General features: G+C 73.2%; 15 protein-coding genes. 11 read left to right on the forward strand and 4 right to left on the reverse strand.

The genetic code is table 11. The annotated features are described in order from the left end of the window. Window positions 1–7: 7 nt before the first annotated feature. Window positions 8–901 carry a hypothetical protein gene (locus tag ACIO3P_RS12825; protein ID WP_329824378.1) on the reverse strand — a complete coding sequence of 298 codons (894 nt, stop codon included), beginning with the start codon at window positions 899–901 and terminating at the stop codon, window positions 8–10. A 161-nt stretch (window positions 902–1,062) separates the two neighbouring features. Here ACIO3P_RS12825 and ACIO3P_RS12830 point away from each other — a divergent pair, with 161 nt between their 5' ends. The 3 genes from ACIO3P_RS12830 (at window position 1,063) to ACIO3P_RS12840 (ending at window position 3,675) form a co-directional block, all read left to right on the forward strand. Next, entirely contained in the window at window positions 1,063–1,593 is a 531-nt protein-coding gene (locus tag ACIO3P_RS12830) for a hypothetical protein (RefSeq protein WP_401849200.1), read from the forward strand. Between the two features lie 136 nt (window positions 1,594–1,729). Next, entirely contained in the window at window positions 1,730–2,809 is a 1,080-nt protein-coding gene (locus tag ACIO3P_RS12835) for an ATP-binding cassette domain-containing protein (protein WP_401849201.1), read from the forward strand. Further along, window positions 2,806–3,675: an ABC transporter permease gene (locus tag ACIO3P_RS12840; protein ID WP_401849203.1), complete on the forward strand. Its 870-nt coding sequence runs from the start codon at window positions 2,806–2,808 to the stop codon at window positions 3,673–3,675. The genes ACIO3P_RS12835 and ACIO3P_RS12840 overlap by 4 nt, the downstream gene beginning before the upstream one ends. A gap of 53 nt (window positions 3,676–3,728) precedes the next feature. Here ACIO3P_RS12840 and ACIO3P_RS12845 read toward each other — a convergent pair whose 3' ends face one another. The 3 genes from ACIO3P_RS12845 to ACIO3P_RS12855 are packed head-to-tail and all read right to left on the reverse strand — an operon-like array spanning window position 3,729 to window position 8,922. After that, window positions 3,729–7,034, reverse strand: coding sequence for an ATP-binding protein (locus tag ACIO3P_RS12845; protein ID WP_401849204.1), 3,306 nt, complete (start codon window positions 7,032–7,034; stop codon window positions 3,729–3,731). Between the two features lie 50 nt (window positions 7,035–7,084). Then, window positions 7,085–7,816, reverse strand: coding sequence for an FMN reductase (locus tag ACIO3P_RS12850; RefSeq protein WP_401849205.1), 732 nt, complete (start codon window positions 7,814–7,816; stop codon window positions 7,085–7,087). 2 nt (window positions 7,817–7,818) lie between these two features. Then, complete coding sequence (locus tag ACIO3P_RS12855) at window positions 7,819–8,922, reverse strand: LLM class flavin-dependent oxidoreductase (protein WP_401849207.1); 1,104 nt, start codon at window positions 8,920–8,922, stop codon at window positions 7,819–7,821. Window positions 8,923–9,303: 381 nt separating this feature from the next. On the opposite strand from ACIO3P_RS12855, the gene ACIO3P_RS12860 reads away from it, so the two are divergent. The 8 genes from ACIO3P_RS12860 to ACIO3P_RS12895 all read left to right on the forward strand — a co-directional run bounded on the left by ACIO3P_RS12860 (window position 9,304) and on the right by ACIO3P_RS12895 (window position 20,846). Continuing rightward, the gene (locus ACIO3P_RS12860) at window positions 9,304–10,359 is read left to right on the forward strand and encodes an alpha/beta hydrolase-fold protein (protein ID WP_329824371.1); all 1,056 of its coding nucleotides are present in this window, start codon (window positions 9,304–9,306) and stop codon (window positions 10,357–10,359) included. A 143-nt stretch (window positions 10,360–10,502) separates the two neighbouring features. Next, on the forward strand, window positions 10,503–11,369 hold the full coding sequence (locus tag ACIO3P_RS12865) for a helix-turn-helix domain-containing protein (protein ID WP_401849209.1): 867 nt from the start codon (window positions 10,503–10,505) through the stop codon (window positions 11,367–11,369). 85 nt (window positions 11,370–11,454) lie between these two features. Further along, a complete protein-coding gene (locus ACIO3P_RS12870) occupies window positions 11,455–12,372 on the forward strand; it encodes an MBL fold metallo-hydrolase (protein WP_401791668.1) in 918 nt (305 codons plus the stop codon). Continuing rightward, a complete protein-coding gene (locus tag ACIO3P_RS12875) occupies window positions 12,369–13,913 on the forward strand; it encodes a carboxylesterase/lipase family protein (protein ID WP_401849210.1) in 1,545 nt (514 codons plus the stop codon). The genes ACIO3P_RS12870 and ACIO3P_RS12875 overlap by 4 nt, the downstream gene beginning before the upstream one ends. Window positions 13,914–14,295: 382 nt before the next feature. Continuing rightward, window positions 14,296–15,870, forward strand: a complete 1,575-nt coding sequence (locus ACIO3P_RS12880; protein WP_401849212.1) for a diaminobutyrate--2-oxoglutarate transaminase family protein — start codon at window positions 14,296–14,298, stop codon at window positions 15,868–15,870. Beyond that, entirely contained in the window at window positions 15,867–17,570 is a 1,704-nt protein-coding gene (locus tag ACIO3P_RS12885; protein WP_401849214.1) for a pyridoxal phosphate-dependent decarboxylase family protein, read from the forward strand. The genes ACIO3P_RS12880 and ACIO3P_RS12885 overlap by 4 nt, the downstream gene beginning before the upstream one ends. Before the next feature lie 94 nt (window positions 17,571–17,664). Continuing rightward, window positions 17,665–19,071, forward strand: a complete 1,407-nt coding sequence (locus ACIO3P_RS12890) for a lysine N(6)-hydroxylase/L-ornithine N(5)-oxygenase family protein (RefSeq protein ID WP_401849216.1) — start codon at window positions 17,665–17,667, stop codon at window positions 19,069–19,071. After that, a complete protein-coding gene (locus ACIO3P_RS12895) occupies window positions 19,071–20,846 on the forward strand; it encodes an IucA/IucC family protein (protein WP_401849218.1) in 1,776 nt (591 codons plus the stop codon). Before ACIO3P_RS12890 ends, ACIO3P_RS12895 begins: the two co-directional genes overlap by 1 nt. The last annotated feature ends 14 nt before the right edge of the window (window positions 20,847–20,860 follow it).

Here is a 20,860-nt window from a genome sequence, read left to right on the forward strand (position 1 = left end):
AGTAAAGTCAGGCGGGGCGGCTGTGGTGGCGGCCTGTGAGGCGCCCCGTCAGCCATGCGGCCAGGGCCAGCAGAAGCCCGGCGCCCAGCAGGGACCAGCCGGTGATACGGAGTGAGCCGGTCAGCGCGTCGTAGAACGCGGCGCCGGCCGACCGGTCCCCGTTGTCCGGCAGGTCCTGGAGCACGGTCCCCCGCGTCACCGCGACGACCACGACCAGCAGCACCCCGCCCGCCGCGACCGCGAGGCCGACCCCGGTCAGCGCCCGGCGCCTGCGGCCGGCCACGGCGGTCAGTACGGCGGCCGCCGCGAGCAGCGCCGTACCCACGGCCGGCCAGATCCCGGCGGCACGCAGCCCTTCGGCGACCTCGCGCCAGACCCCGAGCCCGTTCGCCTCCAGGACGACGACGCGGGTGTCCCGTACGGGGATCCGGTCGGCGAACGGCACCCCGTCGGAGACCAGTTGAGCCTTCACCTGCCGGACCACAGGCGCCAGATCAAGGGTCACGGCGTTGCCCCGCCCGCTGGTCAGGGCCTGTTCCACCGTGGAGTGGGTGGCGCGTACCGCCGTCCTCCACGCGTTCCTGAACGCGTCGGACTCGGTGAAGGACAGCACGGCGTCGTGCAGCAGATCGCGTATCGCCCTTTGCAGGTCCTCCTGGAACGGCCCCACATCGAACGCGCCGCTCTTGATCTCCGACATCACCTGGTCCGTGATCCGGTCCGCCAGAGCGATCCGTACGGCGTGGTCGGAACCGAGCGGCGCGGTCGTGGCGACGAAGCGGCGGGTGTCGCCGATCTCCAGACCGGCCCAGGCGGCGACCGCGCTGAGGGGGGTGAGGACCGTCAGCAGGAGGATCAGCGCGAGGGAGAGGGAGGTCCGGGTCCGGTGGTTGGTCCGCACCCCTCAAGGGAACGCGGACCGGCCGGGCGGCGCGAGCGGTGGGCCGCCGACCCGGTGAGGAGGGGGGCCGGTCGGGCTTGACGGGCGCGGTGGGCGGGTGTGCTCTGGAGAAGTGGGGGGTGTGGGGGTGCAGGGGGGCGTGAGGGAAGGAGTTCCCGGCCATGGCCACACCTGTTCTGCCCGGACGGCACGGCGGCGGCGCACCGGTCCGTACGCGAGGGGCGCACCGTACGTACGAACCATCCCGCGCGCCCGGCCGGTCCGGAAGGTCCGGCGCGCCCGGCGTGCCCGGAGCGCCCGGCGGGTCCGGCGTTCAGGGCGCGCGCTCCGGGCGCAGCGGTCGGCACATCTCCCCGCTCGTCCTCGGCGTACCGCTCTTCCTGGGCGTCGCCTACGGCGCGTACGCCCAGGCCATCGCGCGCAGCGGCGGTCCGGCGACCTGGGGGCAGCTCGCCCTGGCGCTGATCTCCGGGGCGGCCTTCGCGCTGCTCCTCTTCGGGCTGCTCAGGGTGGAGCACTCCCTGCCGCGCGAACTCAGGGCGGCGGCCTGGGGCGTGCTGGTGGGCGGATCCATCGGCTTCCTCTACAGCCTCACCGGGCACAGCGTGCTGCTGTCCTCGGGGATCGGCCTCGCGATCGGCGCGGGCACGGTCATCGCCACCTTCTACCGCTTCTACACGCGAGAACCCTGACGTCCGAGCGGTATCGCTGTCCGCGCGGCCCGCCAGATCCGATCTGGCGGGCCGCGCGGTCGTGTCTCGCGCCCGGGAGGTGAGGGGGCACGGGGCGCGGGGAGTGCCGGCCTGACCCACGGACAAGGGAACAGCAATGAGCACTGATCTGGCGATCGAGACCCGAGGGCTGGTGAAGGTCTTCGGTGACAACCGGGCCGTCGACGGCGTCGATCTCGCCGTGCCGGCGGGCACCGTCTACGGGCTCCTCGGGCCGAACGGGGCGGGGAAGACGACCCTCGTCAGGATGTTGGCGACGCTGCTCCGGCCGGACGGCGGCGAGGCGCGGGTCTTCGGCAAGGACGTACGGAAGGAAGCGGACGCGGTACGCGGCCGGGTGAGCCTCACCGGGCAGTACGCGTCGGTGGACGAGGACCTGACCGGTACGGAGAACCTGGTGCTGCTCGGACGGCTCCTCGGCCACTCGGGACGGGCGGCGCGGGAGCGGTCGGCGCGGCTGCTGGCGGCGTTCGGGCTGGCGGAGGCGGCGGGACGCCAGGTCAAGAACTACTCGGGCGGGATGCGGCGCCGTATCGACATCGCCGCTTCCCTCCTCAACACGCCGGACCTGCTCTTCCTCGACGAGCCGACGACCGGGCTCGACCCGCGCAGCCGTAACCAGGTGTGGGACATCGTGCGGGCCGTCGTCGCGCACGGCACGACGGTGCTGCTGACGACGCAGTATCTGGACGAGGCGGACCAGTTGGCCTCCCGTATCGCGGTGATCGACCGGGGCCGGATGATCGCCGAGGGCACGCAGGGCGAGCTGAAGGCGTCGGTCGGCGCCGGGTCGGTCCATCTGCGGCTGCGGGACGCGGGGCAGCGGACGGAGGCCGAGCGGGTACTGGCGCGGGAGCTCGGCGCGGCCGTGCAGCTCGACCCCGATCCGGTGGCGCTGACCGCGACGGTCAACGGCCACAGCACGGAGCGGGGCGTGGCCGAACAGGCCGCGCGGGCACTGGCGGAGCTGGCCCGCTCGGGGATCACGGTGGACAACTTCTCGCTGGGCCAGCCGAGTCTGGACGAGGTCTTCCTCGCCCTCACCGAAAGAAAGCCGGACGACAGCCCGGACGACAACCCGGGCCACGGATCTGACGGCGCACCGGACAGCGGCCTTGACGGCGGCCCGGACGGCAGCGGGGCGACCACCCCGACGACGGAGGAGGCGGCGGCATGAGCACCGCGGTCACGAAGACGAAGAACGCCCACGATCTCGCGGATCCCGCGCCGGCCTCTCCCACGGCGGAGGATCTGGCGGCCCTCCTGGCCGGCCAGGACCGGCCGCCCCGGCCCAGCGGGCTCACCGCCTCGCTCGTCTTCGGCTGGCGGACCCTGCTCAAGATCAAGCATGTGCCGGAGCAGCTCTTCGACGTCACGGCCTTCCCGATCATGATGGTGCTGCTGTACTCGTACCTCTTCGGCGGCGCGCTGGCCGGTTCCACCTCGGAGTACATCCAGTTCCTGCTGCCGGGGATCCTGGTGATGAGCGTCGTGATGGTCACGATGTACACGGGCGTCGCGGTCAACACCGATATCGAGAAAGGTGTCTTCGACCGCTTCCGCACCCTCCCCATCTGGCGCCCGGCCCCGATGGTCGGCTACCTCCTGGGCGACGTCGTCCGCTATGTGATCGCCTCGGCCGTCATGCTCGGCGTCGGCATCCTCATCGGCTACCGCCCCCAGGGCGGGGTGCCCGGGATCGTGGCGGGGGTGGCGCTGCTGCTGGTCTTCTCGTTCTCGTTCTCGTGGGTCTGGACGATGTTCGGGCTGATGCTGCGCAGCGAGAAGTCCGTGATGGGCGTCAGCATGATGGTGCTCTTCCCGCTGACCTTCCTGAGCAATATCTTCGTCGACCCGAAGACGATGCCGGGCTGGCTCCAGGCATTCGTCAACAACAGCCCGGTCAGCCATGTGGCGACCGGGGTGCGGGAGTTGATGGCGGGCCACTGGCCGACGGCCGCCATCGCCTGGTCCCTGGGCTGGTCGGCGGTCCTGCTGATCGGCTTCGGTACGGTCACGATGCGGCTGTACAACCGCAGATGACGCCACCGCGGCCCTCGCCGGTCGGCACGCGCCACCCGCCCCGGGAAGACGGGTCAGAGGCGCCAGTCGACGGGCGGGGCGGTGGGGGCGGGGCGGTAGGCGCAGGTGGAGCCGGTGGACACCGATGCCCGCAGATGGGCGGCGAGTTCGGGGTGCAGGGTGTCGAGTCTGCGCAGGGTGTCGCGGATACGGGCGGTGACCGTCTTGCGGGCCCGCTCCGCCTCGTCGCCGAGGCGCCGGGTCCGTCCGCCGAGGCCCGCCGCCCGGCGCAGCTCGTCCAGCAGGGCCTGCCGCTCCCGCTCACCCTCGGCGGCGCGGGCCGGGTCCCCGTGCGTACAGGCCCGGTCGATCTCCTCGTCCAGCTCCGCCAGCCGTCGCTTGTAGGCGGCCTTGGCGCGCTCGTCCAGCATGGCGTCGCCGCCCAGCGACCGTGTCGCGGTGACGACGCGTCCGCCCTCGGGGGCGAGGAGTTGTACGGCGGGCAGGTCGGCGCCCGGGTGGCCGAGGAGCGTATGCAGGTCCCGTAACCCCTTGGCGTCGGGCACATGGACCGACCGCCCCGCGAAGGCCAGCGCCCAGACCGCACCGTCCCGCCGGAACTCGGCCCGCTGAGACGCGGCCTGCTGGGACTCGGCCCGCTGCAAGTCGGGGTGGTGTACATCGGCTTGGGGGGCCGGGGCCTGGGCCGGGACCGGGGTGGGGGAGTGGTGGCGGCGCAGGGCTTCCGCTCGCGTCAGGGCCGTGGTGGCGCGCTGCGACCACGGGATCGCCCCGAGCCGGTCCGCCGCGTCGCGCGCCGCCGTCAGCGCCGCCACCGCCTCGTCCCACCGCCCGCTCGCGGCGTCCAGCGTGCCGAGCCAGAGGTCGACCGGGCCGCTGATGTCGCAGCCGTACAGGGAGACCATCCACTGGCCCGCGTACGGCGCGAGCGCGGCCCGTGCGCGGGCGATCAGCGCCTCGTCGCCCGACGCGGCGGCCGTCTGGGCGCGGAAGCGCAGCCACAGCGGGGCGTAGACGCGCGGAAACGGCGGGTCCGCGCCTGCCTCCACCTCCCGGAGATACCGGACCGCGTCCGCCGTGTCGCCGCGCTCCAGCGCCGTGAGGGCCGCAGGCAGCCGGGGATACGGATAGCCCAGACCGTCCAGCGTGCCGACCACCGCCTGCGCCGCGTCGAACCGGCCCCGGAGCAGCTTGAGCGCCCAGTCCAGATGCGCGCTGATGAATCCGTACGGCGCGTGCTCCCGCCAGGGTTCCAGCGCCTTGGCCAGCAGCTCCTCCGCCTCGTCGAAGCGGCCGGCGAGGGAGGCGGCCATGGACAGATCGATGGCGCTGCTGAGCTGGAAGCGGCGTTTGCCCGTCCGCTCGGCCAGCGTGACATACGCGCGAAGCTCGGCGAGGAAGCGCGGATCGCCCTGTTCCAGCAGCGTGACCCAGCGCATCCCCGTCGCGTGCACCTCCGTGTCGTGGTCGCCCGTGCGGCGGGCGATGGCGGCCATCTCGTCGGTGAGCGTGAGCCGTTCGGCCGCCGTGCCCAGCCCCCAGATCGTGTCGTGGCGCGTCCAGAGCGAGAAGGCGAGCGCGTCGTCGTCCCTCTCGCGACGGGCCAGCGCCGTGGACCGTACGGTCAGTTCCCGCGCGAGCTGGGCCGGATCGAGCTGCTGCGGATCGGCGCCGCCGCCGATCAGGGTGCGGTGGGCCTCCCGGAGCAGCCCGGCGGTCTGTGCCTCGCGCCCGGGGACCCCGCCCCGCCGGTGCAGGGTGATCGCCACCCGGGCCAGCAGTTCGGCGTCCCGCAGCGCACGGGCCGGGGCGGCGGCCCGCTCGAAGTACCGCCAGGCTTCCTCCTCCTCGCCGTAGTTCCGTAACTCGCCGCCGAGGTCCAGCGCGATCAGCACGGCCCGGCGCGGATCCCCGGGCCCGGCCTCCGGCCCGTCGGTGTCCCCATCCGGCCGCCGGTCCGCCGTCCCCTCGGCGATCCGCAGCGCCCGCCGGTAGTGGCCCAGGGTCTCCTCGCCGGCCAGCCTGCCGGCGGCGTCCCGCGCCGCAGCCAGCAGCGCGTCCAGCCTGCGGTCGCACTCCAGCGCGTCGCCCGCCAGATAGGCGTGCCGGGCCAGCTCGGCGGGGAAGAGGTGACCGTCGAGCGCGGGATCGCCGTCCAGCGCGCGTACGACCTCGGCGTGCCGGCGCCGTACGTCCGGCTCCGGCAGCGCGGCGTACAGCGCCTCCCGTACGAGATCGTGCGCGAAGGCGAACCGGCCCGCCTGTCCCGTCACCACCACCCGGGCCGCCACCGCGCGCTCCAGCAGCCGGTCCACGTGCGGTACGGGCGCGGCCGTGACGGCCGCCAGCACCCGGCGGTGGAACTCCCGGCCCAGCACGGCGGCCGAGGCCAGCAACGCGCTCACCGGCGACGGGAGTTGCGCGATCCTGCTCCGTACGGCCTCACTCACCCCGGGCGCCACCGTGGAGAGCGGGCTGCCGCTGTGCCAGAGCCGGGCCGTCTGTTCGACGAAGAACGGATTGCCGCCGGTCCGCCGGTGGACCTCGTCCATGACGGCCGCCTCCGGCTCCCGCCCGGTGGTGAGCGCGAGCAGCGCACCCACCTCGTCCCGGCCGAGCCCCGTCAGCGTCAGCGTCGTCGTCGCCCGCGCGACCAGCGGGAGGATCAGGCCCCGGAGCGGATGGTCCGGCGCCTCCACCTCGATGTCGCGGTACGCCCCGACGAGCAGCAGCCGCTCGAACCAAGCCTGCCGCGCGGCGAATTCGAGGAGCCGGAGGGAGGCGGGGTCCGCCCCGTGCAGATCGTCGAGGACGACCACGACCGGGCGGTCCTGCGAGACGGCGACCAGGGCCGAGGTCACCGCGTCGTACAACGCGAAGGCGTCCTGCGGGGAGTTCGGGGAGTTCGGGGAGTTCGGGGAGGCCGGAGGGTCCGAGGACCTCGGCGCGTTCGGGGACTTCGGGGACTTCGGCGCGTTCGTGGAGTTCGTGGAGTTCGTGGCGTCCGGGCGGTGCGTGGACCGTACGTACCGGGGTTCCCCGAGCAGCACCGCGAGCCGCCCGCCCGCCGCGCGCTCGATCTCCGCCCAGCGCTCCTGCCCGACCCCGCGCCGCAGCCCCCGCAGGACCTGCACCCACGGCCAGTACCCCGGCGCGCTCTCCGAGTCCCAGCACGAGCCGCTCAGGACGAGCGCACCGAGCCGCCGCGCCTCGTGCGCGGCCCGGGTGACGAGCGCGGTCTTGCCGATGCCGGCCTCTCCCGTGACCAGCGCGAGGCCCCCATGGCTGTCCGTCGTCCGGGCGATCTCCGCCCGGAGGACACCCATGGGGTGGTCACGCCCGATGAGAGCTGGGGTCATACCCAAACCATAGGAGACCCCACTGACAACGGACCTTCCCGTCAATCAGATCAAGGCGTGACGTTCGCGAGAAGCTGCTCGAAAGGCACGACCTCATCGAACTCGTCCGCGCTCGCGCTCGCGTTCCCGTTCCCGCTTCCGTTCGCGTTCCCGTTCGCGCTCCCTTGGCCGCTGCTGTCGTTCCTCCGGGTCGCCTCACGCGCCGTCCGACCCTGGAGCAGCCGGCCGAACTCCCCGCCGGCCCGTTCGATCCGGGCCGGCAGTCCGCCCGCGTGCGTATCGGCCCCCGCGCCCCAGTCGTCCGTCGCGGCGAACACGGCGGTCGGCAGGGTCAGCGCGTGGAGGTACGAGAACAGCGGGCGCATCGCGTGTTCCACCACGAGGGAGTGGCGGGCGGTCCCCCCGGTGGCCGCGAGGAGGACGGGTGTTCCGGTGAGCGCGTCGGGCTCGACCAGGTCGAAGAACGACTTGAAGAGCCCGTTGTACGAACCGGCGAACACCGGCGTCACCGCGATCACCCCGTCCGCCCCGGCCACCGCCGCCAGCGCCGCGCCGAGCGGGGCCGAAGGGAAGCCGGTGACCAGGTTGTTGGCGATGTCGACGGCCAGCTCGCGCAACTCGACGACCTCGACCTCCGCCTTGCGGTCCTCGGCGGCGAGTGCCCGTACGGACGCCTCCGCCAGCCGGTCGGCCAGCAGGCGCGTCGAGGACGGCTTGCCGAGACCGGCCGACACGGCGACCAGCTTCAGCGGTGTCACGGAGTCGACCGACACGGCGTCCATGCTCAGACCTCCTTCTTCCCGGTCGCGGAGACGGCCTTCCCGCTCGCGGCGACGGCCGGGTGCAGCGGGCCGTCCGGGACCCCGGCGGGCCGCCGGTTCGCGAACTCCTTGCGCAGGACGGGGACGACCTCCTCGCCCAGCAGGTCGAGCTGTTCCAGCACCGTCTTCAGCGGCAGCCCCGCGTGGTCCATCAGGAAGAGCTGGCGCTGGTAGTCGCCGAAGGTCTCGCGGAAGGACAGCGTCTTCTCGATGACCTCCTGCGGGCTGCCCACGGTCAGCGGGGTCTGCTCGGTGAACTCCTCCAGGGAGGGACCGTGCCCGTACACCGGGGCGTTGTCGAAGTACGGCCGGAACTCCCGTACCGCGTCCTGCGAGTTCTTCCGCATGAACACCTGGCCGCCGAGGCCGACGATCGCCTGCTCGGGGGTGCCGTGGCCGTAGTGCGCGTACCGCTTGCGGTAGAGGTTGATCAGCTTCTGGAAGTGACCCTTGGGCCAGAAGATGTTGTTGGCGAAGAAGCCGTCCCCGTAGAAGGCGGCCTGCTCGGCGATCTCGGGCGACCGGATCGACCCGTGCCAGACGAACGGCGGGACCCCGTCCAGCGGCCGGGGCGTCGAGGTGAACCCCTGGAGCGGCGTACGGAACTTGCCCTCCCAGTCCACGACGTCCTCGCGCCACAACTTGTGCAGCAGGGCGTACTTCTCGACGGCGAGCGGGATGCCCTGCCGGATGTCCTCCCCGAACCAGGGATAGACGGGCCCGGTGTTCCCCCGCCCCATCATCAGGTCGACGCGCCCGCCGGCCAGGTGCTGGAGCATCGCGAAGTCCTCGGCGATCTTCACCGGGTCGTTGGTGGTGATGAGGGTGGTGGAGGTGGAGAGGACGAGGCGCTCGGTGGTGGCCGCGATGTAGCCGAGCATGGTGGTGGGCGAGGACGGCACGAACGGCGGGTTGTGGTGCTCGCCCGTCGCGAAGACGTCGAGACCGACCTCCTCGGCCTTCCGCGCGATGGCGACCATCGCCTTGATCCGCTCGTGCTCGGTCGGCGTACGTCCGGTCGTCGGGTCGGTCGTGACATCGCCGACTGTGAAGATCCCGAACTGCATCGAGCTCACCTCTCGCCTCTTCGGTGGACTGGCGTCTGATCCGGCTCCATCGAAATGGTTGAAGCTTCAACTTTGCCGTCTGAAGCCTACAACGGCATCGGGTGCGGAATCTATTCCGGACTCTTCGCCCTGCGGCTTTGGGTCACTGTAAATAGATTTGTCGTACCAATACGGAACCGCTGGATCCGTGGTGCCCTCCCGGATGCTCCTCCCGGATGCCCCTTCCGGGTGCCCCTCCCGACAGGTGGAACAGACAGGCACGCCCCTAGGAGAACGCCGATGCCGCACACCCGCCACACGAAGGGGACGCGTAAGGAGGGGACGCGTAAGGAGGGCACGCGTAAGAAGGGCACGCGTAGGAAGTGGGCCCTTGGGGTGGCCGTGGCTGTGGCCCTCCCCCTGGGGCTGGGCGCCTGGCCCGTGCCCGACGCTCCCGGGGTCTTCTCCGACACCGGCGACCCGATCACCTTCGCCCAGGGCGGCGACACGGTCCCCACGCCCGTCACGGAGAGGGGCGGCGGCGGGCGGCCCGCGGTGTCCGGGGTGGCAGGGGCGTCCGAGGTGCTGATGCCGACCGGGCCGGCCGCCGCGTTCACCGTGGCCGCCACCGTCCCCGAGGACGGGTCCAAGATCGCCGTGACGACGCTGGCGGGGAAGAAGTCCGGGTTCACGGGGCGGGTCTGGGTCTGGGTGCCGCCGCAGTACACGGACCCGGCGTACGCGAGGAGCGGGTTCCCGGTCATGATCGCGCTGCCCGGGGGCGCCGGGTACCCCGTCAACTACTGGATGGGTACGGATCTGAAGCTGGAGGCGAGCATCGCCGCGTGGTCCAAGGAGGGCAGGAGCCTGCCGTTCATCCTGGCCATGCCCGTACTCAACCCCCACCCCGACACCGGCGGGCTCTACTGGGACGCCAGTGACATCCCCGGCCAGCCGAAGATGGGGACGTGGCTGACCGAGGACGTCCCCGACCTCGTCAAGGCCAACTTCCGCACCCTGACATCGCGCGACGGCTGGGCGATCATGGGCTCGTCCACCGGCGGCTTCGCCGGGCTGAAGTCCGTCCTCCAGAAGCCCCGCCAGTTCAAGGCGGCCCTCGTCTCGGGCCCGGACCTCGCGCCGGACTCCCGGCTGTGGGCCGGGCACGAACAGGAGGAGCGGGCGAACGATCCGGCCTTCCTCGCACCCGAGCTGATCAGGGCGAAGGGCCCTGACGTCTATCTCGCCTTCCAGGTGGGCACGGTCGGCTCCGACGCCCGGACCAGACCGAAGGTCGAGGACTTCGTCCGTACGTACACCCGAGGGCCGATCAGAACCAGGCTCAGCGTGATCCAGGGCGGCGGCCACAACGCGCGCACCTACGTACCGAACATGGTCGACGCCGGTCTGATCCAGTGGATCAGCGCCCATATGCGGGGCCCGGTCCCGGCCCCCTGACCAGCGCCGCCGCCGGGCCCGCCACCGGCCGAGCGGGCCCGAAAACCGGTCGGCCGGGCCCGAAAACCGGTCGGCCGGACCCTCCCGTGCCTAGCACCCGCAGGGAGAGGCTAGGCCGTACGGGGCGACCCATACTCGGATCCATGAGCGGAAAAGTTCAGCTCGGAGACTTCCTGCACGCGCGGCGCTCCCAGCTCCGTCCCGAGGACATCGGGGTTCCCACCTACGGGGAGCGGCGGCGTGTGCCGGGGCTCCGGCGCGAGGAGCTGGCGCTGCTGGCGGGCGTGAGCGCGTCCTACTACGCGCGGCTGGAGCAGGGGCATTCGCTGAACGCCTCGCCGGACGTGCTGGACGCGATCGCCCGCGCCCTGCGCCTGGACGAGGCCGAGCGACGGCACCTGTACGACCTGGCCCGTACGGCCGAGCGCCGTGGCCGGGGGCGGCGGCCCGCGCCGGAGCGGATGACGGAGGCGGCCGGTCAACTCCTGGATTCGCTCCCGGACGTCCCCGCGCTGGTGCTCGGCCGCCGCAACGACGTGCTGGCCTGGAACCGGCTGGGCCACGCGCTGTTCGCCGGACACCTCGACCCCGGCGCCCCTGACCGGGCGGCGGAGCGCCCCAACATGGTCAGGATGGTGTTCCTCGACGCCCACACCCGCGACCTGTACGCGGACTGGCCGGCCAAGGCCAGGTCGGTGGTGGGGAACCTGCGCCTGGTCGCCGGCCAGTACCCGGACGACACCGCGCTGCACGCTCTGGTGGGCGAACTCAGCTCGAAGAGCGCGGACTTCGCGTCGATGTGGGCCGACCACCGCGTCAGGACGTGCAACTTCAGCGTCCACGAGATGCGGCACCCGCTCGTCGGAACCGTGACCGTCACCCAGCAGACCCTGGGCCAGGGCCCTGGCCAGAACATCGTGCTCGCCACCACGGACACCGGTTCGCCCTCGCGTACGGCGCTGGCCCTGCTCGCCCAGGCCGTGGCGCCGCCACATGCCCGAAATCAGTGAAGGACACCGAAGCATCATGCAGAGCCGGACACATGGCCAGAGCCAGAGTCAATGTCAGAGTGAAAGCCGGGATCCGGGGCGGGGCGTGTACGAACTCGCCCTGGGCGACGTCACCATCACCCGCGTCGGGGAGTTCTCCGGTCCCGTAGGGATGACCCCCGATGTCTTCTTCCCCGGCGGTACGGACGAGGCGTGGCAGCGCCACCGCCCCCTGCTGACACCCGACTTCCTGGACCCCGACACCAATATCTGCGAGTCCGCCCTCCAGACCTGGGTGCTGCGCAGCGAGGGCAGGACGATCCTGATCGACACCGGGGCCGGCAACCACAAGGAGCGGCCGTACGCGCCGGTCTGGGGGCACCTCGAAACGGACTACCTGGAGAACCTGGCCCGCGCCGGGGTGCGGCCCGAGGACGTGGACGTCGTCGTCAACACGCATCTCCATCTCGACCACGTCGGCTGGAACACCGTTCTACGGGACCGGACCTGGGTGCCGACCTTCCCCAACGCCACCTATCTGATGCCCAAGGCGGACTTCGACTTCTGGAACCCCGCCCACGCGAACCCCTCGGTGTTCGGGCCCGGCAACCAGAACGTCTTCGAGGACAGCGTCGCGCCCGTCCACGCCGCAGGCCAGGCGCTGCTCTGGGAGGACAGCCACCGTATCGACGCCCACCTGCGGCTGGACGCGGCGCCGGGGCACACGCCCGGCTCCAGCGTGATCACCCTGGAATCCGGCGGCGACCGCGCGGTGTTCGTCGGCGATCTGCTGCACACCCCGCTCCAGATCATGGAGCCCGACCAGAACAGTTGCTTCTGCGAGGACCCGGCCGGGGCGCGCGCCACCCGTCGCCGGATCCTGGGCTGGGCCGCCGACCGTAACGCCCTGGTCCTCCCCGCCCACTTCGGCGGCCACGGCGCCCTGGAGGTACGGCGCGACGCGGGCGCCTTCGGCATCAAGGAATGGGCCCCGTTCGCGCGGCTGCGGACGGACCGCCCGTGAGCCGTCACCCCGAGGGCCCTTCCGGCCCTCCCTCCGAGATCGTCGTACCCACGGAGAGCGGCGCCGTACGGGGGCGGCGCCACGGCGGTACGGCGGTCTTCCACGGCATCCCCTACGCCGCACCCCCCGTGGGCCGCGCCCGCTTCGCCCCGCCCCGGCCGCACGCCCCCTGGGCCGGGGTACGCGACGCCACCGAGCCGGGCCCCACTGCCCCGCAGGCCCGGCGTGACGCGTTCGGTGCCCTGGACATGTCCCCGTACTTCGGCCCTGGTTGGGTCAGGGGCGAGGACTACCTCACCCTCACCGTCCACACACCCGTCGACGGGGGCGGTGACATGGTTACGGACGGGAGCGCGGGCGCCCGGCCGGTGATGGTCTTCGTGCACGGCGGCGGCTTCGTCGCCGGATCACCCCGCGCGCCGCTGTACGACGGCACCGCCTTCGCCCACGACGGCGTCGTGCTGGTCACCGTGGCCTACCGTCTGGGCATCGCGGGCTTCCTCGATCTGCCCGGCGCCCCCGCCAACCGCGGCCTGCTCGATGTCATCGCCGCACTGCGGTGGGTCCGGGAGAACATCGCCGCGTTCGGCGGCGACACCGGCAACGTCACCCTGTTCGGCCAGTCCGCGGGGGCCACCCTCACCGGCGCCGTCCTGGCCGACCCGGCCGCGCGCGGGCTCTTCCGGCGCGCGATCGTGCAGAGCGGCAGCGGTCTCGGGGCGCACACGCCCGAACAGGCCGCCCGCGTCACGGACGCGGCGGCCCGCGCGCTGGGGGTACGGCCCCGGCTCGACGCCTTCGCCGCGCTGCCCGACGAACGGTTCGTGGAGATCACGCCCCGGCTCGCGGGCATCGATCTCACCACCCCGACCCACCTCGACCCCCTGGTCGGCCTCAGCCCGTTCAGCGTCGTACGGGAGCGCCAGCCCGCCCACACCCTGGCCGCCCACGCGTACGGCGTCGATCTGCTGGCGGGCGTCAACTCCGAGGAGGGGAACCTCTATCTCGCCCCGCACGGGCTGCTGACCTCCACCACCCCCGCCGATCTCGCCGAACTCGCCGCCCGCACCGACCGCGCCCCGGCCGAGCTGGTGGCCGCCCACCGCGCCCGCCGACCGGACGCCACGGACGGCGCGTTGCGGTCCGCGATCCTGGGCGACGCGCTCTTCGGCAACGGCACCCGGCGGCTTCTCGACGCCCACGCCGAAGGCGCCGGCCGCGCTGGGCAGAGGGGCGGGCGCACGTACGCGTACGAGTTCGCCTGGCGCTCCGACGCCCTGGGTGGGCAGCTCGGCGCGGCGCACACCGTGGAGCTTCCGTTCGTCTTCGACACGACCCGCCTGCCCCAACTGCACGGACCCGGCGCCCTGCTGGGGACAGCGGCCCCGCCGCCGGAGCCGGCCCGGCGCACGCACGCCGCCTGGGTCGCCTTCGCCCGTACCGGCGATCCGGGGTGGGAGGTCTACGAGCCCGGACGGCGCGTCACCCGGCGCATCGCCGAGGAGTGGACGTCGAAGGACCGGGCCGAGGCCGTCGGGTAGCGTTTCCGGTCTGCCGTGACGGGGCCGGCTGTGGGTGCTCGGGTCGTACGTGGCCCGAGCACTGTCGTGTTCGACGGCGCTTGGTATCTCCTCGGGGAAGACATTAGGTTAGGCTCGCCTAACCATTCGGTGGGAGTCGGGTCCCTGACGACTCCTCAGCAAAACCTTTGCGGTGCAAGCTGTTGGGCATGCGCCCCTTCCGCAGCACCCCCCACCCCGAGGTAGTGCCAGCCGTGCCAGACCCGCTCCGCCCCCTTCCCGGGGACACCCTTCCGCGTGATGTCCGGATCGACCGGGTACGCACGGGGGATCTGATCGTTCTCCCCTACGCGGGCTCGTACGACCGGGAGTTCGTCCTTCCTCGCATCTCCGGAGTCGTGTCATGACCGTGCCCCCCTCGACCGTGCCCCCCTCGACCGTGCCCTCCTCCGCCGCGCCCTCCTCCACGGCGCCCCCCGTCACCCTGCCCGGCCAGGCCGCCGCCGGGACCGGGACCGGGACCGCGGCCGTGGCCTCCGCCGCGGACGGCATCCTGCGGCGTCAGCGCGCCCGGGAGTCCTCGGCACGCACCTACGCCCGCTCGTTCCCGATCGTCCCCGCCCGCGCCTCGGGCATGACCATCGAAGGGGCGGACGGCCGCCGCTATCTCGACTGCCTCTCCGGCGCGGGCACGCTCGCGCTCGGCCACAACCACCCCGTCACGCTGGAGGCCGTCCGGCGCACGATGGACAGCGGGGCGCCCCTGCACGTCCTCGATCTGGCGACCCCGGAGAAGGACGACTTCACGGACGCGCTCTTCGCCACCCTGCCGAGCGGCTTCGCCGACCGCGCCCGTGTCCACTTCTGCGGACCCGCCGGTACGGACGCGGTCGAGGCGGCCCTGAAGCTGACGCAGACCGCGACCGGGCGCGGCGGGCTGCTCGCGTTCACCGGCGCGTACCACGGCATGACGGCGGGCGCGCTGGGCGTGACCGGCAGCGTCGCCGTCAAGGAGCGGGTCGCGGGCGGCGGGGCCGAGGTGACGCGGCTGCCCTACCCGTATGCGTACCGCTGCCCGTTCGGTGTCGGCGGCGAACGCGGGGCCGCCCTCGCGGCCACGTACGCGGAGCGGCTGCTCGACGATCCGTCGGGCGGTGTCGTCCCGCCCGCCGCGATGATCGTCGAAGTGGTGCAGGGCGAGGGCGGCGCGGTGCCGGCGCCCGACCCCTGGCTGCGCGAGATGCGGCGGATCACACGGGAACGCGGGATTCCGCTGATCGTGGACGAGGTGCAGACGGGCGTCGGGCGTACGGGCGCCTTCTGGGCCGTCGAGCACAGCGGGATCACCCCCGACGTGATGGTCATGTCGAAGGCGATCGGCGGCGGGCTGCCGATGGCCGTGATCGTGTACGACGAGAGTTACGACGGCTGGCTTCCCGGCGCCCACACGGGCACCTTCCGTGGCAACACCCTGGCCATGGCGGCGGGCGCGGCGACGCTGCGGTTCGTGAGCGCCGAGGGCCTGAGCGAGCGCGCGGCGACCGTCGGCGCCCGGATGACGGCACGGCTCGACGGCCTGCGCGCGGAACTCCCGGCGATCGGCGACGTACGGGGCCGGGGCCTGATGATCGGCGTCGAACTGGTCGACCCGGAAGGGCCGTCGGATCCCTGCGGGGCCCGGCCCGTCGACGCGGAACTGGCTGTGCGGGTACGGGCGGCCTGTCTCGACCGGGGGCTGATCGTGGAGCTGGGCGGACGGTTCGACGCGACCGTACGGCTGCTGCCACCGCTGGTCATCACGGACGAGCAGGCGGAGTCGGTGGTGGACCGGCTGGCGGACGCGATCGCGACGGTCTCGCAGGACAAGGCCATGGACAAGGACAAGCACAAGGTCCAGGTCCAGGACACGGACACGGACAAGGACACGGACAAGGACACGGACAAGCGCGGGGACGCGGTTCAGGGGCGACAGGCATGAACACGGAAACCCGCACACAGGCCACACTGCCGATCCCGTCGCAGGCCAAGGCGCCGGACGAGTCACCGGTCGGCGCGCCCGTCGAGGCACCGGTCGTCCCGCCACAGGCGCAGGCGGAGGGCGGCCCGGCGTCGCTCTCCGGCGGCGCCGACGGCTCCCACGCCCTGGAGCCGCTGGTCGCGACCGTCCTGGCCGCCCTCACCGAGGGCGCCAAGCGCCGCGACGGGCCCGTCGCCCCCGGCCGGCCCGAGGACATCGCCGCCTCGGTCGCGGAAGCCCTCGCGAGCGGTACGGGCGCCGGCCCCGGCGGCGTCACCGGACCCGGCGGCGCCGCCGCGCTCGCGCGGCTCACCGAACTCCTCGCCCACGGCAGCGCCGACCCCGCCGACCCCGCCTGCGCCGCGCATCTGCACTGCCCGCCCCTCGCGGTCGCCGTCGCCGCCGATCTCGCCGTCTCCGCGCTCAACCCCTCCCAGGACTCCTGGGACCAGGCGCCCGCGGCGACCACTCTGGAGACCCTGCTGCTCCAGGAGATGGCCCGGCTCGTCGGGTACGACGACACGCGCGCCGCCGGGGTGCTCACCTCCGGCGGTACGGAGTCGAACCTGATGGGCCTGATGCTCGCCAGGGACCGGGTCCTCGGCGCGGCGACCGGCCGCCAGATCGAACTCTCCGGCGTGGCCGCGAGCGGTTCCGCCGGCCGGCCCCGCATCCTCGCCTCCGCCGCCGCCCACTTCTCCGTACAGCGCGCCGCCGCCCTCCTCGGGCTCGGCGAGGACGCGGTGCTCTCCGTCCCCGTCGGCCACGAACTGCGCATGGACCCGGACGCGTTGGCCGCCGCGCTCGACGGCTGCGCCGGGCGCGGTGAACTCCCCGTCGCCGTCGTGGCTACCGCGGGCACCACCGACACCGGCGCCGTCGACCCGCTGCGCGCCTGCGCCGCCCTCGCCGCCGCGCACGGCGCCTGGCTGCACGTCGACGCGGCGTACGGCGGCGGCGCCCTGCTCTCCGACCGGCTCGCGCCGCTCCTGGACGGCCTCGCGCTCGCCGACTCCGTATCCCTGGACTGGCACAAGCTCGGCTGGCAGCCGGCCGCCGCCGGGATCTTCCTGGTCCGCGAGTCGGAGACGTACGCCTCGCTCGCGCGCCGGGCGGTCTACCTCAACCCGGTGGACGACGAGGAGGCCGGCTACCCGAGCCTGCTCGGCCTGTCGCTCCGTACCACCCGGCGCGCCGACGCCTTCAAGATCGCGGTCACGCTGCGCTCCCTGGGCCGGGACGGGCTCGGCCGGCTGGTCGACGCCTGCCGGGAGCTGGCGGTCGCGGGTGCACGCGGCGTACGGGAACACCCGCGCCTGGAGCTGCACTCCGAACCGGTGCTGACCGCCTTCCTGTTCCGCTACCTGCCGCACGCGGAGACAGCGGCCGGGGAGAGGAGCGACGACATCAACGCCCGGCTGCGCCGCAGGCTGCTGCGCGAGGGCCGCGCCGTCGTCGGCCGTACGGAGCTGCCGGGCGAGGGCCCCGGTCGCGTACGCCTCAAGCTCACCCTGCTCAACCCGCACGCCACGGCCGACGACGTGGACCGGCTGCTGGCGGCGGTGGTCGCCGCCGGCCAGGCGGAAGAGGCAGCAGTGACAGAAGAGACGGAAGGGATAGGAGAGACGGAAGAGACGGAAGAGACGGGTGTGATGAGGTGAGGTCATCACGGGGGGCCGCCGAGGTGCCGGCCCCCGCCCTGTCCGTATCTCCCCGTCCGTCTTCCCGTCCCCACTCCCTTGCGGAGGACCAGCAGTGACGACTCCTCACGACCGCGACGACATCCATGACCTCGTCGGGGTCGGGATCGGCCCGTTCAACCTCTCGCTGGCCGCCCTCGCGGACGGTGTCCCCGGGGCCGGGCCGCGTACGCTCTTCCTCGACGCCAAGCCCGCCTTCTCCTGGCATCCGGGGCTGCTGCTGGAAGGAACGATCCTTCAGGTCCCCTTCCTCGCCGACCTGGTGACCATGGCGGACCCGACCAGCCGCTGGTCGTACCTCAACTACCTCCGTGAACACGACCGGATGTTCCCGTTCTTCTTCTCGGAGCGCTTCCACATACCCCGCCGCGAGTACGACCACTACTGCCGCTGGGTCACCGAGAACCTGCCGTCCTGCCGCTTCGACGCGCGCGTCACCGACCTGACGTGGGACGAGAGCTCCGACGCCTTCCTCGTGACCCACCGCTCGTCCGACGGCACCGTCTCGTCCGTACGGGCGCGGCAGGTCGTCCTGGGGGTCGGGACGAACCCGGTCGTCCCGGACCCCCTCCGCCCCTATCTCGACAGCGACAGCGACAGCGACAGCGACAGGGGCGGCGGGAACGGGACCGGGGCGCGGGTGCTGCACAGCGCCGACTACCGCACCCACCGCGCCCGGCTGGCCGGCCTCGACGACGTCACGGTGCTCGGGGCGGGCCAGTCCGGCGCCGAGGTCGTCCTCGACCTGCTGCGCCACCAGGACGGCGGCGGCGCGGGCGGCCCGTACGTGCGCTGGCTGGCGCGTACGCCCGCGTTCGCGCCCATGGAGTACTCCAAGATCGGCCTGGAGCACTTCACCCCCGACTACATCCGCTACTTCCGCGCCCTGCCCGAAGCGCGCCGCGAGAGCCTCGTACGGGAGCAGTGGCAGCTCTACAAGGGCGTCAGCGAGGAGACGCTGGGCGAGATACACGACGAGCTGTACGAGCGGACGATCGGCGGTACGGAGCCGCGCGCCGCGCTCCATCCGGGCGTTGCCGTCGAGGCGGTGGAGCGTGCGGGCGACGCCTACGTACTGACGTGCCGCCACACCCAGCAGGACCGGCTCTTCGAGGTGCGGACGTCGGCGGTCGTCTCGGCCACCGGGTACGCGGCGGCTCGCCCCGGCTTCCTGGACGGTCTGGCGAAGCTGGTCGACTGGGACGACCGGGGCCGCTACCGCATCGACGGCGACTACCGCGTCGCGCTCGACCGGCGGATATCCGGCGCGCTGTACGTCCAGAACGCCGAACTGCACACGCACGGCGTCGGCGCCCCCGATCTGACCCTGGGCGCGTGGCGGGCGGCGACGATCCTCAACGCGGTGGCGGGCCGGACGGTGCTCCGGGTGCCGGAGCGGGCGGCGTGGACGACCTTCGGCGCCCCGGAGGCACCGGCCTCCGACCCCGAGGGGAGCCCCTGATGAACCACCCCACCCGCGACGCCTGGGCGCAGGCAGGGCGGCGGCTGCTGGTCAAGGCCGTGGAGGAGTTCGCGTACGAGGAACTGCTCGTCCCGGTCGCGTGCGAGAGCGACGCCCCCTTCCCCGAGGGCGCCCAGGGGGACGTCTACCGGCTCGACTTCGACGACGGCGTCCACTGGACCTTCCGCGCCACGCGCTCCGCCTTCGACGCCTGGCACATCGACCCCGACAGCCTCCGCCGCCACCCCGGCGCGGCCGAAGAGGCGGGCCCCGAGCGGCTGTTGCTCGACGCCCGCACCGCCCTCGGCTGGGACGGCCCCACTCTCGCCGAGGCGCTCCGCGAGCTGACCGCCACCCGCCGCGCCGACGCCGAGGCCGTCCGGCGCGCGCTGCCCGCCGCCGACCTCGCCGACCTCGGCCATCTCGACCTGGAGGCGTACCAGGACGGTCACCCCAGTGTGCTGCTCGACAAGGGCCGCGTCGGCTTCTCCGCGTCCGACGCCGCCGCGTACGGGCCGGAGGCGGCCCGTGCCGTACGGCTGACGTGGGCGGCCGTCCACTCCGGGCTCGCCACGTACGCGGGCGTCCGCGCGCTCGACGGACCTCAGGGGCTCCCCGCCGAGCGGCTGCTCGCGGAGGAACTCGACCCGCGTACCCGCGAACGGTTCGCCGCCACGCTCGACCAGGCGTGCGCGGAGAGCGGGTTCGAGGCGGACGCGTTCGTCTGGCTGCCGGTGCACCCGTACCAGTGGGACGAGGCCGTCGCCACGCTCTTCGCGCCGTACCTGGTGGACGGCCGGATCGTCCAGCTCGGCCAGAGCGCCGACCGGTACCGCCCGCTCCGCCCCGTCCGTACCCTCGCCAACCTCGACCGCCCGCACCGCCGCGTCGTGAAGCTGCCGCTCCTCCTCCGCGACTCCGGGGCCTGGCGCGGGCTGCCGGCCGGGCCGACCGGGGCGGCGCCCGAAGTGAGCGCGTGGCTGCGGGAGGTGCGCGAGGGCGACCCGTACCTCCGGGACGAGCTGCGCTTCCACCCGCTGGCCGAGGTCGCGTCCGTCACCGTCCGCCACCCGCTGTACGGGGAGGTCGGGGACGCCCCGTACCGCTACCACGAACTCCTCGGCGCGGTCTGGCGCGAGCCCGTCGCGACGCTGCTGCGCGAGCGCGAGCGGGCCCGTACGGTGGCGTCCCTGCTGCTGGGAGGGGCGGACGGGCGCACCCTCGCCGAGGAGCTGGTGGCGCGCTCCGGGCTCGGCGCGCGGGCCTGGCTGGAACGGTTCTTCGCGGCGCTGCTGCCGGGGCTGCTGCACCACCTCTACCGGTACGGCGTGGCCTTCCACCCGCACGGCGGGAACACCGTCGTGATCTTCGACGGCCATGACATCCCGATCGGGATCGCGGTCAAGGACTTCGCGGAGAGCGTCACCGTCCTGCGGGGCGACCAGGAGTCCCCCGCCGGCCTGCCGCGCCGGCCGGCGGGCGAGTTGGCGCACTCACTCCTCAGCACGCTCTTCGCCGGGCACTTCCGCTTCCTCGCGCCGCAGGCCGCCGCCCGACTCGGCGTGCCGGCACGGGACTTCTGGGCGCTCGTACGCGCCGAGATCGAGCGCTACCACGCGCGCTTCCCGGAACTCGCCGACCGTTACGCGTCGTTCGGGCTGCTCGCCCCGTCGTTCGGCCGGGCCGCCCTCAACCGCGAACGGCTCGGGGGCGACGCCTTCCACGGCACGGTCGCCAACCCCCTGGCCCCGGTGGCGGCGTCGGACGCCGACTGACCACGCTCCAGCCC

It is taken from the genome of Streptomyces sp. NPDC087310 (assembly GCF_044744405.1).
GTDB lineage: Bacteria > Actinomycetota > Actinomycetes > Streptomycetales > Streptomycetaceae > Streptomyces.

Bases quoted from the DNA above. Each gene is read 5' to 3' on its own strand.
- ACIO3P_RS12845 (WP_401849204.1), bottom strand. From the start codon at position 7,034: ATGACCCCAGCTCTCATCGGGCGTGACCACCCCATGGGTGTCCTCCGG.
- ACIO3P_RS12830 (WP_401849200.1), top strand. From the start codon at position 1,063: ATGGCCACACCTGTTCTGCCCGGACGGCACGGCGGCGGCGCACCGGTC.
- ACIO3P_RS12850 (WP_401849205.1), bottom strand. From the start codon at position 7,816: ATGGACGCCGTGTCGGTCGACTCCGTGACACCGCTGAAGCTGGTCGCC.
- ACIO3P_RS12885 (WP_401849214.1), top strand. From the start codon at position 15,867: ATGAACACGGAAACCCGCACACAGGCCACACTGCCGATCCCGTCGCAG.
- ACIO3P_RS12840 (WP_401849203.1), top strand. From the start codon at position 2,806: ATGAGCACCGCGGTCACGAAGACGAAGAACGCCCACGATCTCGCGGAT.
- ACIO3P_RS12895 (WP_401849218.1), top strand. From the start codon at position 19,071: ATGAACCACCCCACCCGCGACGCCTGGGCGCAGGCAGGGCGGCGGCTG.
- ACIO3P_RS12855 (WP_401849207.1), bottom strand. From the start codon at position 8,922: ATGCAGTTCGGGATCTTCACAGTCGGCGATGTCACGACCGACCCGACG.
- ACIO3P_RS12835 (WP_401849201.1), top strand. From the start codon at position 1,730: ATGAGCACTGATCTGGCGATCGAGACCCGAGGGCTGGTGAAGGTCTTC.
- ACIO3P_RS12880 (WP_401849212.1), top strand. From the start codon at position 14,296: ATGACCGTGCCCCCCTCGACCGTGCCCCCCTCGACCGTGCCCTCCTCC.
- ACIO3P_RS12865 (WP_401849209.1), top strand. From the start codon at position 10,503: ATGAGCGGAAAAGTTCAGCTCGGAGACTTCCTGCACGCGCGGCGCTCC.